At 58.1% G+C, this 13,753-nt stretch carries 13 protein-coding genes; 4 read left to right on the top strand and 9 right to left on the bottom strand.

Features of this window, described 5'->3' with window-relative positions:
• The 8 genes from ACROHD_RS20070 to ACROHD_RS20035 form a co-directional block, all read right to left on the bottom strand.
• The coding region (locus tag ACROHD_RS20070; protein ID WP_432680229.1) for a DDE-type integrase/transposase/recombinase at positions 1–314 on the bottom strand (314 nt) is incomplete at its 3' end.
• 245 nt (positions 315–559) lie between these two features.
• The gene (locus ACROHD_RS20065) at positions 560–1,948 is read right to left on the bottom strand and encodes an FGGY-family carbohydrate kinase (RefSeq protein ID WP_432680228.1); all 1,389 of its coding nucleotides are present in this window, start codon (positions 1,946–1,948) and stop codon (positions 560–562) included.
• The gene (gene rhaM, locus ACROHD_RS20060) at positions 1,945–2,259 is read right to left on the bottom strand and encodes an L-rhamnose mutarotase (RefSeq protein WP_432680227.1); all 315 of its coding nucleotides are present in this window, start codon (positions 2,257–2,259) and stop codon (positions 1,945–1,947) included. The genes ACROHD_RS20065 and rhaM overlap by 4 nt, the downstream gene beginning before the upstream one ends.
• The gene (locus tag ACROHD_RS20055; protein ID WP_432680226.1) at positions 2,259–3,254 is read right to left on the bottom strand and encodes an ABC transporter permease; all 996 of its coding nucleotides are present in this window, start codon (positions 3,252–3,254) and stop codon (positions 2,259–2,261) included. The genes rhaM and ACROHD_RS20055 overlap by 1 nt, the downstream gene beginning before the upstream one ends.
• Complete coding sequence (locus tag ACROHD_RS20050) at positions 3,251–4,249, bottom strand: ABC transporter permease (protein ID WP_432680225.1); 999 nt, start codon at positions 4,247–4,249, stop codon at positions 3,251–3,253. Before ACROHD_RS20050 ends, ACROHD_RS20055 begins: the two co-directional genes overlap by 4 nt.
• Complete coding sequence (locus ACROHD_RS20045; RefSeq protein WP_432680224.1) at positions 4,246–5,802, bottom strand: sugar ABC transporter ATP-binding protein; 1,557 nt, start codon at positions 5,800–5,802, stop codon at positions 4,246–4,248. The genes ACROHD_RS20050 and ACROHD_RS20045 overlap by 4 nt, the downstream gene beginning before the upstream one ends.
• Positions 5,803–5,878: 76 nt before the next feature.
• Positions 5,879–6,883 (bottom strand): rhamnose ABC transporter substrate-binding protein, encoded by a 1,005-nt coding sequence (gene rhaS, locus ACROHD_RS20040; RefSeq protein ID WP_432680223.1) that lies wholly within the window; start codon positions 6,881–6,883, stop codon positions 5,879–5,881.
• Positions 6,884–6,918: 35 nt separating this feature from the next.
• Positions 6,919–7,719 carry a DeoR/GlpR family DNA-binding transcription regulator gene (locus ACROHD_RS20035; RefSeq protein ID WP_432680222.1) on the bottom strand — a complete coding sequence of 267 codons (801 nt, stop codon included), beginning with the start codon at positions 7,717–7,719 and terminating at the stop codon, positions 6,919–6,921.
• 192 nt (positions 7,720–7,911) lie between these two features.
• On the opposite strand from ACROHD_RS20035, the gene ACROHD_RS20030 reads away from it, so the two are divergent.
• From ACROHD_RS20030 to ACROHD_RS20020, 3 genes are all read left to right on the top strand, one after another.
• Complete coding sequence (locus ACROHD_RS20030; protein WP_432680221.1) at positions 7,912–10,014, top strand: bifunctional rhamnulose-1-phosphate aldolase/short-chain dehydrogenase; 2,103 nt, start codon at positions 7,912–7,914, stop codon at positions 10,012–10,014.
• A gap of 12 nt (positions 10,015–10,026) precedes the next feature.
• A complete protein-coding gene (locus tag ACROHD_RS20025; RefSeq protein ID WP_432680220.1) occupies positions 10,027–11,274 on the top strand; it encodes an L-rhamnose isomerase in 1,248 nt (415 codons plus the stop codon).
• A gap of 226 nt (positions 11,275–11,500) precedes the next feature.
• Positions 11,501–12,301, top strand: coding sequence for an IS110 family RNA-guided transposase (locus ACROHD_RS20020; RefSeq protein ID WP_432680219.1), 801 nt, complete (start codon positions 11,501–11,503; stop codon positions 12,299–12,301).
• Here the strand turns inward: ACROHD_RS20020 and ACROHD_RS20015 are convergent.
• Positions 12,200–12,904 (bottom strand): IS6 family transposase, encoded by a 705-nt coding sequence (locus ACROHD_RS20015; RefSeq protein WP_432680218.1) that lies wholly within the window; start codon positions 12,902–12,904, stop codon positions 12,200–12,202. The genes ACROHD_RS20020 and ACROHD_RS20015 overlap by 102 nt on opposite strands.
• Before the next feature lie 274 nt (positions 12,905–13,178).
• On the opposite strand from ACROHD_RS20015, the gene ACROHD_RS20010 reads away from it, so the two are divergent.
• Complete coding sequence (locus ACROHD_RS20010; protein ID WP_432680217.1) at positions 13,179–13,364, top strand: hypothetical protein; 186 nt, start codon at positions 13,179–13,181, stop codon at positions 13,362–13,364.
• Positions 13,365–13,753: the final 389 nt, after the last annotated feature.

Here is a 13,753-nt window from a genome sequence, read left to right as displayed (position 1 = left end):
TCACCCTCGTGATCTACGGCCCGCCAGAGGTAATGCCGTTGGCCGTTGATCTTGACGAAAACCTCATCCAGATGCCAGCGCCACTGGCTGGATTTCATGCCTTCGATCCTGCGTTTTCGGATCTCGTTCGCGAACATCGGCCCGAACCGGTGCCACCAGAATCGGATGGTTTCGTGGCTTACGTCCACGCCACGCTCGTGAAGCAAATCCTCGACATTCCGCAGCGAAAGCGGGAACCGCACAAAGAGCATTACGGCCAAGCGGATGATTTCGGGGCTCGTTTTGAACCACTTGAAAGGACTGGGTTTCGTCATGAACGAACGCTACCGGCCGGCCGCTGCGGGCTCAAGGCAAGTTATTCTGACAGAGCCCATACCCGTACTGGCCCGCAAACCCGGTGCCCTTCGCAACGGGGCACCCTTCAAGGGATAGGACCTGCCGACCGCGATCCGTCGCGTGCAGCGCAAGCTGGAACGCCAACCCGGTGGTGACCGGCAGATGGTCGACATCCTGTGCGAAGAGGTGCATCTGAACCTGGCAGGTCAGCAACTATATTTTTTCAGTTGAGCTGAGACATACAGTTTCTGGCACACAGCTTGCGCCAGTTCGCGGCGTAGCGTGCCAAAATGGTTCGCTCCGCCTCGGTGATTTCATACACATTATCAACTGGTTGGCTCGAGTTCTCACAGATCAACAGCGCGGCGCCTTGGCTGGTGCCAGTCGCGTTCTCAGCTGCTATGACTGAACACCCTGTCGCAACCGTCAGCATGGACAGAAATTCCATGTTTCCCGCAAATGGCCCTTCGACGACGATATCACCCTGGTGCCCGGTGAGGGAGAGACAGGTCGCGGTCACCATCGCGCAGTAATAGGCCGCTGCAACGCTGCGCTGGCCAGTGCCGATATCCGGCTCCTGCGGCAACCAAACACTTTTACACCCTGCAAACGGTCCGGTGGATTGTTCCACTGCAGGCATCAGCATGGTGCCGTTTGCCAAAACGGCGTCCACATCCGCAGAGGTTGGCACGGCTTGAACGCCCGCTACAATCTGCTCAAACTCGCGCCCCCCCATGAAGCGAGCAGAGGGCACCGGACGGCCAAATGCGTTGACGTTGATCAGAGTATCTCTGTCTGGGTCCAGCGACGGATTGGTTCCCCCGACCGTCATCGCAATAATCCAGGTCCCTGTGGAAACAACTGAAAACGGTGACGTCCGAGCCAAAAGATGGGGCAATAGCGAGGCATTTGAATCGTGGATTCCACAGGTGACCGGTGTGTCCGCGGGCAAGCCTGTACGCGTTGCGACCTGTGACGTAATGGTGCCCAAAATGTCAGATGCCATACGCACGGGTGCAATCTTGTCGTCGATCCCCAGTGATCGAACCAATGAGGACGGCGCATCTTGGTCCGGGCACCAGAGGTCCGTGTGGCACCCCAGTGAGGTCCGTTCCGTTGCGGCGATGCCGGTCAGGCGGAAGGCCCAGTATTGCGGATAGGTCAGGATCTGCGCGGTGCGGTCCTTCAAGGTCGGATCCTGCGTGAACATCCAATGCAGCTGCGCGCCCATGTTGAGGCCGCCGGAAAGCCGTGCGGAGCCGGTTTCGCGGAACGATGGTCTCAGCCGGTCATAGGTGTCTGACAGGTCATCGGGACCGGGGTGCTCATAGTCCAGCATCGGCGCAGCCAGCCCTCCCTCCGTGTCCAGAAGCACACAGGATGCGCCATGGGTCGTAATCGAGATGGCGTCTATTAAATGGGCTGCGTGGAAGCTGGCGAGGCTGTCCAACAAGAAGTCCCAGTGACCCTCCAAGTCGAAATGCGGCCAAGGCGGGCCGGCCAAGACCGTATTGGGCCGGGTCACGACCGCGACCTCCGACAAAGTGGCGCGATCCACCAGCGCCAGCTTTGCGTTCGTTTTGCCAATGTCGATGACAGCGATATGGGTCATGGCAGGTGGAACAGGGGCGCAAGCGGTGTGGCGACAGGCGCATTGTCTGGATGGGTCTGCATGATGTCAGCCATATGCGCCCACCAGCGCTGCATCACAGGATGATCCGGCAAAGCGTCCATTCCATGATCGTTCGTCCGCCAGAGCACGCCAAACAAGATGCCCGTTTCCTCATCAAGGTGAATGGAGTAATCCGACACTCCTGCCTGCTTCAGCAAATCCACCAATTCCGGCCAGATCGCATCGTGGCGAGCGCTGTATTCCTCTTTGCAGCCGGGATTGAGCTGCATTTTAAAGGCATATTTCTCCATCAGCTCCTCCGGCGGTTTTGGACCTGAGCCCATAGGCGCGGCAGCGCGATGACGCCAATCAGCAAGCAGCCGATGAAGATCGACATCACAATGCCCGGTACATTCAACAATCCAAGGCCGAACGTCACCATTCCCATCACGAAGGCCGCGATGACGACGCCTTGAACGCTGCCCGATCCGCCAAGGATGTTGACGCCACCCAGCACGACCATGGTGACGATTTCCAATTCCCACCCCAGCGCAATGGTGGGACGGGTGGACCCAAGGCGAGCGGTCAGACAAATCGCGGCGACCCCCGACATCAGACCCGTCAGAAGGAACAGGATGAACTTCACCCGCGCCACGCGTATGCCGCTAAACAAGGCGCCCGTAGGGTTATTGCCGATCGCATAGACAGCGCGGCCAAAATTGGTGCGATGCAGAAGAACGTAATAGAGGATTGCGAGCACGGCAAAAAGCGCGAACTCGAACGAGATCACCCAGTAGACGTAGCCTTGACCGAAATAGCTGAACTCCGACGGATAACCACGGAAGCCCTGATCACCGAGGATGATGTAGGAAATGCCGCGAAACAGGCTCATCGTACCGATGGTCACGACGATGCTCGGCAGCCCAAGGCCGGTGACCAGAAATCCGTTAAACGCACCGCAGATGAGACCCGTCGTAAGGCCAATGATCACCAACGTGACTACGCCTACGTCGAATTGCAGCGCATACCCCATGGCGGTAGAGGTCAGCGCGATGATGGACGCTACGCTGAGGTCGATTTCACCCGCCACAATCAGCAGCGCCATGGCAAAGGCAATCATCGCCTTTTCGGTGAAGTTGAACGTGGCATCGCTCAGGTTCCAGGCATCCAGAAAATAAGGCGACATGAAGCTGTTGGTGGTGAAGATCACAATCGCAATGGCCAGCAGCAGCGTCTCCCATGATTTGAACGCCTTGAAGATCGGGCTTTGCAGTCGGTCGGGCAAATGGCGGGCTGTGTCACTCATGTCGCGTGTGCTCCTTGCGCTTCAGCTTCAGCGCGTTTCAGGATGATGCGGCCTTTAGCGCGACCGGCGCGGGCGTTGAACGAGACCGCGATCACGATGGCCGCGCCCGAAATGGCCAGCTGCCAGAACGGTGAAATGCCGACCACGGGCAGCGCGTTCTTGATGATGCCCAGAAACAGTGCGCCAAGGATGGCACCCATAAGGCTGCCTGCACCGCCTGCGATGGCGATGCCACCGATGACGCAGGCGGCGACGACCTCCAATTCGAACCCCTTGGCGATGTCGACATATGCCACGGAGTAGCGGGCGACCCAAAGATAGCCCGTCAGACCGGCCAATATGCCAGACAACACGAACGCCCAGAACTGCGTTTTGCCGACGTTGATACCTGCATAGATCGCCGCATGGGGATTGCCGCCGACCGCATAGAACGCGCGGCCAAGGGGCGTGCGGGCGATGACGACGAAGAACACGATTGCGGTGATGATCGCGAGCCATGCGAGGACGGGTAGGCCAAGGATCTCAGCGCGCGGAAAACCCGTGAAAGCAGGCGACATTTCGTGTGCGTTGACCCACGCTCCATCGGAAATGACGAAGATGATGCCGCGGTAGATGGTGAGCGTGCCAAGGGTGACGACGATGGGGGGGATCGTTAGCTTCCACACAAGGATGCCGTTGATCGCCCCCAATCCAGCGCCAAGGATCAGTGCAACCGCGATTATCACCGGGATCGGCAGGTCGGGATACGCCACGTTGATCATGGCACAGACCATGCCCGTTAACGCCAGGTTTGCCGCGACCGAAAGGTCAATGCAGCGCGTCAGGATCACAACGGCCTGGCCAACAGCGAGGATGATCAGCGGTGAAGTATCGGTAAACACATTCACCAGATTTGCAGGCTGGATGAACGCCGGAAAACGGCTCGCGATCAGGGCTACCAGGACGAGGATCACACCCACCAGCAGCATCTCACGGGATTTTAGAATGCGGATCATGCGCTTGCTCCTGCTTCTTCTTCATGAACCTTTGGTCCAATTCCAGCGGCGAGGCGCACGAGTGTCTCGGGGCTTAGTTCATCGCGAGTCAATTCTGCCGCGATCAAACCTTCCCGCATGACGATCACCCGGTCAGACATGCCAAGGATCTCGGGGATCTCGGACGACACCATGATGACCGCCAATCCCTCAGCCGCCAATTCTGCCATGAATCCATGCACGGCGGCTTTCGATCCGATATCGATGCCTTTCGTGGGCTCATCCAAGATGATCACCTTAGGCTTGGTGGCCAGCCATTTGGCGATGACCACCTTTTGCTGGTTTCCGCCCGACAGGTTGCCGACGTCCTGATCCAGCGCGGCCGCGCGAAGATCCAGCCGTTCCGTATACTCGCGCGCTAGGGCGAACTCATTCGCCAGCTTTAGAAACCCGGAGCGAGAGGTTTGCGACAGCGATGGCAAGGTCACGTTCTGGAAAATCGGCAGGCCAAGAATGGCCCCTTGCGCGCCGCGATCTTCCGGCACGTAGACGATCCCGTTGGCGATGGCATCGGCGGGTGAGTTGATTGTGACATTCGCCTCGTCAATCCAAAGCGTTCCAGCGGACGGCTTGGTGATGCCGAACATGGATTGCATGAACTCAGACCGTCCTGCCCCGACGAGGCCGTAGAACCCGAGGATCTCGCCTGCGTTCAAGGTTAGCGAGATGTTATCGAACTCAGTCGGATGGCTGTAGCCGTCGACGCGCAGAAACTGCGCACCTGTGTTGGCGGCACGAGTCGGAAATATCTGATCAACGGCGCGGCCAACCATCAGCTGCACCAGGTCACCTTCGGTCACATCGGCCATCAAGCCCTGGCCCACATGCTCGCCATCACGGAAGACGGCATAACGATCCGCGATGCGGAAAATCTCATCGAACTTGTGAGAGATAAACAAGATCGCACGACCCTCGGCCTTGAGGCGATCAACCAGCTCATACAACTCTTCAATCTCTTTTTGCGATAGCGCGGCAGTCGGTTCATCCATAATCACCACGCGCGCGTCGACGGAGAGTGCGCGGGCGATGGCAACAAGGTGCTTATTGGCGATACCGAGGTCTTTGAGCGGCGTAGTGGCATTCAAAGGCGCGTCGATCCGGTCCAGGATTTCTTGGGCGAGGGTGTTCATCGCGGCGGTGTCAATCAGACCGAACCTGGCACGGGGCGCGTGGCCGATGAAGATATTCTCGGCCACCGACAGTTCGTCAAACAGAACCGTTTCCTGATGGATCGCGGTGATGCCAGCAGTGGTTGCATCCTCGGCGGAGGTGAATGTGACTTGCGTACCATCGACGGTGATCGTCCCGCCATCAGATCGGTAGATTCCGGTAAGAACCTTCACAATCGTCGATTTCCCCGCGCCATTCTCTCCGATCAGCGCGGTCACCTGGCCGGGGTATAGCTCTAGCGAGACTTCATTCAGGGCTTTTACACCGGGAAAGACCTTCGTGATCCCGGACAGCTTTAGGACAGGCCTATCATCTGCACTGGCTGTTTGATGAGCGGGTTGCATCGCGGAATATCCATTCGGGATGAGGATGCCCGACGCGCCTGAAAGGTCAGGCGCATCGGACGGGAGGTGCCGGAAATCAGAAGATTTCGCGGAACTGCTCGATGTTGGACGCGTCATAGGTGAACGGGTTTGCCATGGCACCTGTTGTGGTGTCATCCAACGTCAGCTCGCCCATGCGGCCCATGGGGATGACCGCGCCAGGTTCTGCAACCACCTCGTTGACGGACAGCTCATACGCCAGCATCGTCGCGGCATAGCCCAGATCGATGGGGTTCCAGATGGCGAAGGACTGCGACGCGCCGGACTCGATGGCGCCTGCCATCTCGGACGGAAGGCCAAGGCCCGTGACGTTCACTTGGCCGACCATGTCCTGGTCCACCACGGCTTGGGCTGCGGCCACAATACCAACAGAAGTCGGCGCGATGATCGCGTCCAGATCCGGGTAGGTCTGCATCAGGCCAACAGCTTCGCGATAGGAGCGATCCGCAAGGTCATCGCCGTATACCGTCGCCACAACTTCGATGTTGGGATAGTCACCCATCACCGCGTTCATCTCTGCGATCCAAGTGTTCTGGTTTGTGGATGTGGCAGTTGCTGACAAAAGCGCCACTTGCCCGCCATCGGGCAGATGATCTGCCGCCAGTTGGATGATCGTGCGGCCAATCAAGGCGTCAGACGACGGTGCGAGATGCAACATACGGCCTTCTTCCGCAACACCGCTGTCAAACGACAGAACGGTGATTCCACGCTGCATGGCGCGTTGAAGTGACGGGACCAACGCGTCGGGGTCATTGGCGGAAATGACGATTGCATCTACGCCTTGAGCGATCAGTGAGTTGATCACTTCAATCTGGCCCTCGGCCGTGGTGGATGTGGGCCCGGTATAAATGATCTCGACGTTGCCAAGCTCTTCCGCCGCTTCCATCGCGCCGTCGTTGGCAGCTTCAAAGAAGCCAATGCCTAGTGCTTTGACCACAACAGCGATGCGAATGGGGTCATGCTCATCAGCGTAGACCGCGCTGCCAGCCAACATCATTGCGGCCAATGCGGTGCCGCCGAAAATTCTACGTGTAAGGCTCATTTGGTATCCTCCCTATGAATGAGCTGATGGTGCGGTTAACCCGCCCCAGTTTCCGCCGTGGCGCTGGTCTGCGCCACGATCAGTTTGATGTCCGCCGCGTCCAGCATGGATGCTGCGCGGTCAGAGATGCCGTCGTCGGTAATCACCACGTCGATCCGCGTTAGCGGACACAGCACGAGGCTTGAGCGAACCTCGAACTTGGAACTGTCGGCCAGAACCACTAGTTGATCGGCTTGCTCGATCAGCTTTGTCTCGGCCTGGATCAGCAGGGGATCGGCCTCCATCAAACCAAGCGGTCCGAGGCCCTGAGCGCCCATAAACATGCGGCTCGCAGCAAAGTTGCGGGTCAGGTCGTTGTCAAACGGAGACAGAATGATGTTCTGCTCGCGATAGATCACGCCGCCTGACAGCATCACAGTGTTTTTGGAGTTCTTCAGCAGATGTTCGGCAATCGGGAAGGAGTTGGTGAAGACTTGCATCCGGCGCATAGCCAGCGGGTGCACCATTTGAAAGGTCGTCGTGCCGCCATTGATGATGATCGCTTCGCCATCGTTGCATAGCTCTACGGCGGCGCGCGCAATCGCCTGCTTTTCAGGGCCGCGAATGGTTTCATTCACAGCGAATGTGCGGCCAGCGAGGCCCACAAACTGCGGGGGCGTGATTGCCTCCGCCCCGCCACGCACTCGGCGCAGACGCTTTTGGGTGTGCAGCGTATTGATGTCGCGCCGCACGGTCGCTTCGGATGCACCAGTCAGGGCGCAGAAATCCGCGACGGTTGCAACTGGGCGTTCCTGAACCGCGGACAGGATGACGTTGTGGCGTTCCTTCTCGTGCATTGATTCCTCCCGAACCTGCCCCAATCGTGGCGCTTCTTCTGATCACCTGTCAATCATTAAAAATCATTTTCAATCATTCTGCGGCGCAGCATGATTGAAAATGACCATTTGTGATTGACTTATCCTGGCAACCACCTCAGCTTAGCCACAACGAATTGGATCTGGCGCACACCGCTCAACGGGAGAGATCGCATGTTGGAAGCCACTGAAAAAGCACAGTTATCAAACCTTTGGGAGGATGCAAAAGCGGCGACAATGTCCGAGTCGGAAAAGCTGCTATACCGCTCCAACCTGCTTGGGTCTGACAAGCGAATTACCAATTACGGCGGCGGAAACACATCTGCCAAAGTGATGGAGAGCGATCCCCTCAGCGGCGAGACGGTCGAGGTTTTGTGGGTCAAAGGATCGGGTGGCGACGTTGGATCCATCAAGATGGACGGCTTTGCGACGCTCTATATGGACAAGCTGCGCGCCCTAAAGGGGATCTACCGCGGCGTCGAATTTGAGGATGAGATGGTGGCCCTCCTGCCCCATTGCACGTTCAACCTGAATGCCCGTGCCGCCTCTATCGACACACCATTGCACGCCTATGTGCCGCGTAAACACGTCGATCACATGCACCCCGATGCGATCATCGCAATTGCAGCGGCGGCGGATAGCAAGGCGCTGACACAAGAAGTGTTTGGCGATGACATCGGATGGTTGCCGTGGAAAAGGCCGGGATACGAACTGGGCCTGTGGCTGGAGAAGTTCTGCATCGAAAACCCCAATGCGAAGGGTGTCGTGCTGGAAAGCCATGGGCTGTTTACATGGGATGACGACGCCAAGGCGTGTTATGAGTTGACCGTCGATGTGATCCAGAAGGCGATGGATTGGTTTGCGGTGAAGACCGCCGATACTCCTGCTTTTGGTGGTGCAATTCACAACAGCCTACCCGCAGCGGAACGGCGCGCCATTGCCGCGCGCCTGATGCCCGCGATCCGGGGAATGGTTTCGGGCCAGCATCACATGGTTGGTCATTTTCAGGACAGCGACACCGTCCTGGACTTCGTGAACGCCAGAGACATGAAGGCGCTGGCCGCGCTTGGCACGTCTTGCCCAGATCACTTCCTGCGCACCAAGATCCGGCCGCTGGTGATCGATTTTGACCCGGCCAAGGCGGATGTTGACGCGGTGCTGGATGGATTGCCTGCCCAAGTCGCGGCCTACCGAGATGACTACGCCGCATATTATGAACGCTGTAAACACGCCGACAGCCCGGCAATCCGTGATCCCAATGCCGTGGTCTATCTGGTCCCCGGCGTTGGCATGATCACGTTTGCAAAGGACAAGGCGACTGCCCGCATATCGGGCGAGTTTTACGTCAATGCAATCAACGTTATGCGCGAAGCAAACGCTGTCAGCACCTATTGCGGCCTGCCCGAGCAAGAAGCCTTCGATATTGAGTATTGGCTACTTGAAGAGGCGAAGTTGCAGCGAATGCCGAAACCCAAATCGCTCGCGGGACGGGTGGCTTTGGTCACAGGAGGGGCAGGCGGCATCGGGTCCGCCACGGCGGCCCGCTATCTGGCTGAGGGCGCCTGCGTTGTGCTGGCCGATATCGACGAGAACGCATTGGCGGCCACTTCGGAAGCGCTGACGACGCAGTTCTCTGACGACGTTGTGCGCACAGTCGCGATGAACGTCACCAGTGAAGCGGCTGTGGCAGAAGCTTTTGCCAACGCAAGCGCTGAATACGGCGGCATCGACATTCTCGTTTCGAACGCAGGTATCGCCTCGTCCGCGCCCATCGAAGAAACCTCGTTGGCGCTGTGGCAAAAGAACATGGATATCCTGAGTACCGGCTACTTTTTGGTCAGCCGAGAGGCGTTCAAATTGTTCCGGGTACAAGACATGGGCGGTTCGGTGGTGTTCATCGGCTCTAAAAACGGACTCGCCGCCAGCCCCAATGCGAGCGCCTACTGCACAGCGAAGGCCAGTGAGTTGCATCTGGCCCGATGCCTTGCGCTGGAAGGCGCAGAGGCGGGCATTCGGGTCAACGTCGTGAACCCTGATGCCGTGTTGCGCGGTTCGAAAATTTGGCAAGGCGACTGGCTGGATCAACGCGCGTCTACCTATGGCACTGACAAGGAGGGGCTGGAGGCGATGTACCGCGACCGTTCCATGCTCAAACGCTCGGTCTTGCCCGAAGATATCGCTGAGGCGGCGTATTTCTTTGCGGCAGATCTATCTGCAAAATCCACCGGCAACATCATCAACGTGGATGCCGGAAACGTCCAAGCGTTTACGCGCTAGAGGAGCTGGATCATGAGCAATCAGAACTACACACTCGCCCGTCAGATCTTCGCTGATTGGGGCGTAGATACTGAGGCCGCAATGGATCGGCTGGCGCAAATCCCGATTTCCATGCACTGCTGGCAGGGCGACGACGTTGTGGGGTTTGAGGCCAAAACCGGTGCGTCGGGTGGCGGCATTCAGGCAACCGGGAACCACCCCGGCCGCGCCCGCACACCAGATGAATTGCGCACGGATCTAGAGTTTGCCTATGGGCAAATCCCTGGCAATCACCGACTGAATCTGCACGCGATGTATCTTGATACAGACGCCAATCCGGACCGCGATGAGATTGAGTACGACCATTTCGCACCGTGGGTGGAGTGGGCGAAAGAACAGGGCTTGGGCCTCGATTTCAATCCGACCTTTTTCGCCCATGCGAAAGCCGATGACAACTTGACCCTTAGCCACCCGGATGCGGGCATCCGCGACTTCTGGATTGAGCACGGCAAACGCTCCCGCGAAATTGCGGCACGCTTGGGAGCCGAATTGAACAGCGCCTGTGTCAACAACATCTGGGTGCCGGACGGCTATAAGGACACGCCTGTGGACCGCATGTCTGCACGCGTCCGGTTGGAAACATCACTTGATACGATGTTTGCTGACGCCCACGATCCCGCGCAGATGCTGGATGCCGTGGAAAGCAAGCTGTTCGGCATCGGGGTAGAGGCCTGCACTGTGGGCAGCCACGAGTTCTACCTCGGCTACGCGATCCGCAACAAAACGCTGTTGTGTCTCGACATGGGGCATTTCCACCCGACCGAGAGCGTAGCTGACAAGCTGAGTTCCGTGGCCCTGTCATTGGATCAAATCCTGCTACACGTCTCACGCCCAATGCGTTGGGACAGTGATCACGTGATCCTCCTCAACGACGATATTTTGCAAATGGCGCAGGAATTGGTGTTTGCCGACCTGTTGGAGCGCACCCGCATCGGTCTCGACTTCTTCGATGCAACGATCAGCCGGACGGCCGCTTGGGTCATCGGAACGCGCAATATGCAAAAGGCGCTTCTGCGCGCTCTTCTTATGCCTCGCGAAGCATTGATGGCTGCAGAGGCATCAATGGACAACACCGCACGGCTGATGCTCACCGAAGAGTTCAAGGACCTACCAACAGGATCGGTATGGGCAGAATTTTGTGCGCGCCATTCTGTTGACCAAGGACAAGCTTTGATCGGCTCACTTTCAGCCTACGACAGCCACGTTTCGTCGCGGTCCTAGCGACCTGTAGCCGCGAATGGAAAGCACAAGTGGGAATGCTTCGTTGTCGTGTTCGCCCGATTGAAACCGGTGCGGAGTCAGCCCAAAATGTGCGGTAACAGTGCAAGATTTCTGAAGTGAACTGGTTCGGTGCCATCGAATCTCCTCTGAGCTAATGGGATGAACTGCCTTCCCGCCAAACCGCAGCTATTGTTGCGGGCATCGGTGGAGAGAGAGGAGCATTCTGATGGGTATCGAAGTATTGGGCATTGATCTGGGCAAGACCGTTTGCAGCCTTGCGGGATTGGACGCAGCAGGAGCGGTCGTGTACCGCAAGCGTCTTCAACGTCACCGGTTGCTGGACTTTTTGGAAGGTATGGACCCCTGCATTGTTGCGATGGAGGCTTGCGGCGGCGCGCATCACATTGGTCGTTTTTGCCTTCAACACGGACATGAGCCTCGACTGATGTCGCCGCTTTATGTCCGGCCCTACGTCAAGGTTCACAAAAATGATGACCGTGATGCGGAGGCGATCGCCGAGGCCGCGACGCGCCCGACAATGTCATTCGTCGCGATTAAATCGGAAGAGCAGCTTGATCTTCAGGCTCTGCATCGAGCCCGCGAGCGGCTGGTAACCGAAAGAACACGCCTTATCAATCAGGGCCGGGGCTTTCTGATGGAGCGCGGCATTCGGGTCGGAACAGGTCGCCATGTCTTCCAGATAGAACTGGTGAGATTGGTTGCGACAGGCACCGCTGATCTGTCGCACCGTATCCTGACGATGTTGTCGGACATGATGGCGGAGTTGGCCACGATCAACGACCGGGTCGCAGCGATCGACACCGAGATCAAGGCTCTGGCCAAGGCAGATGCCGACGTGCAGCGCTTGATGGGGTGCTGCCAGACGGATTCGAACCAGTCTCCACAAGGGCAGGTTGGTTGTCCCTTATGCCGCGCAGAGACCGCGCCACTCGGCGAGAGCGGCGGCGCGGTTGGCCTTGAAGAGGGGTCTGCTGGAGAGACTGCGTTCCTGGTTGAAATGGTTTGAGACGGAGGCGTGGACGGCGGCGAATTTCTGAAGACTTCGCATCCGCCGAAAACGGAGCATCGCCCGCTCCCGTCGTCGGAATGGTAGGTGCGAGTTCTCTGCCCTGTTGTTCATCCAGCGACCCGTCTCCTGCCGGTCGCCAGCGCCAATCTCCTTCAACGCGGCACCGTAGGATCGGAGTTTGTCGGTCACGATGACCTCGGGCTGACCATGTTTCCGCATTGCTTTCTTGAGGAACTTCAAAGCCGCCCGCTTGTCACGCGTCTTCGTGACGAAGCTCTCAAGAACCTCCCCTTCGTGATCGACGGCCCGCCAGAGGTAATGCCGCTCGCCATTGATCTTCACAAAGACTTCGTCGAGGTGCCAACGCCAGCGGCTCGATTTCATCCCTTCGATCCGGCGCTTTCGGATCTCGGAGGCAAACATGGGACCAAACCTGTGCCACCAGTACCGCACCGTCTCGTGGCTGATATCGACACCGCGCTCGTGCAGTAGATCTTCGACATTCCGGAGCGACAATGGGAAGCGGACGTACAGCATCACCGCAAGGCGGATGATTTCCGGGCTGCTGTGAAAGCCTTTGAACGGGTCGGATTTGGTCATGTTTCGACGCTACGAGGCTGTCCTGCTCCTCTCAACCGAAATCCTTCTGACAAGACCCGCCATGCTACTTCTCCTATCTGCAGGTGAAACAGGCCAAGCCTAACCTGCTGGGTGAAGCAGCCGGTACATCCCATTACCGGACCTTCGCCCCTTCATCGCCGTGCCGCACTTGAAGCCCGAAAATCGGTCATTCGCCGCCGCCGCGCATGCGCAATCTGGTGATGATCGAACTCACAATCTGTGGGACTTTGTTGCCATACACCGCATCGACAACGTGAGCCGCCGGGTCTTCGACAACTACGCCGAGTTCGAGGCGCTTTATGGTGACGTGCCCGAGATGGAAGAACTGGCCTATCCGCGTGCCATGAGTGCCCGACAGTTGCCGGATCGGATCAGGGAGAAGCTCGGCGGGCAGGCCTTGGCCAGGGGGCGCGTGCTTTTCAAGGCCCAAGGCGTTTGAAACAGTGAGGTTTGCAAACTTTGGAGAGGGTCTGCTGCGCTTTGATGCACGTCAATGCGCCGGTTGGGGCTTTGACGGACACTGCAAGTCCGGCCCGTATATAGGCGATCACACGAACCCTGAGTTGGACCTCACATGCAGCGGATGCCTGTTACACAAATCCTGACCTTGGTGGTCATCCTGACCCTGGGAATGGGAGCATCGGACCTGCACGCCCAGAAAAACCCGTGTCAGGACAGCGCTCAGACCGGGCATGCTTGCGCCGCGCAGGATGACACGGCTGAGTGCCCGGATGGAGAGGTGAGTGCAGCCTTGTCTGACGTCAGCGCCTATGGGACAGATTTGAGGTTTTCGTAACGGAGGTTTTCTGGTTCATCGCAGCCAATATG

Origin of the sequence: Nioella aestuarii (assembly GCF_050896395.1) — a bacterium.
GTDB lineage: Bacteria > Pseudomonadota > Alphaproteobacteria > Rhodobacterales > Rhodobacteraceae > Nioella > Nioella aestuarii.
Note: the sequence above shows the minus strand (reverse complement) of the source record. Positions and strands in the feature narration are given on the sequence as shown.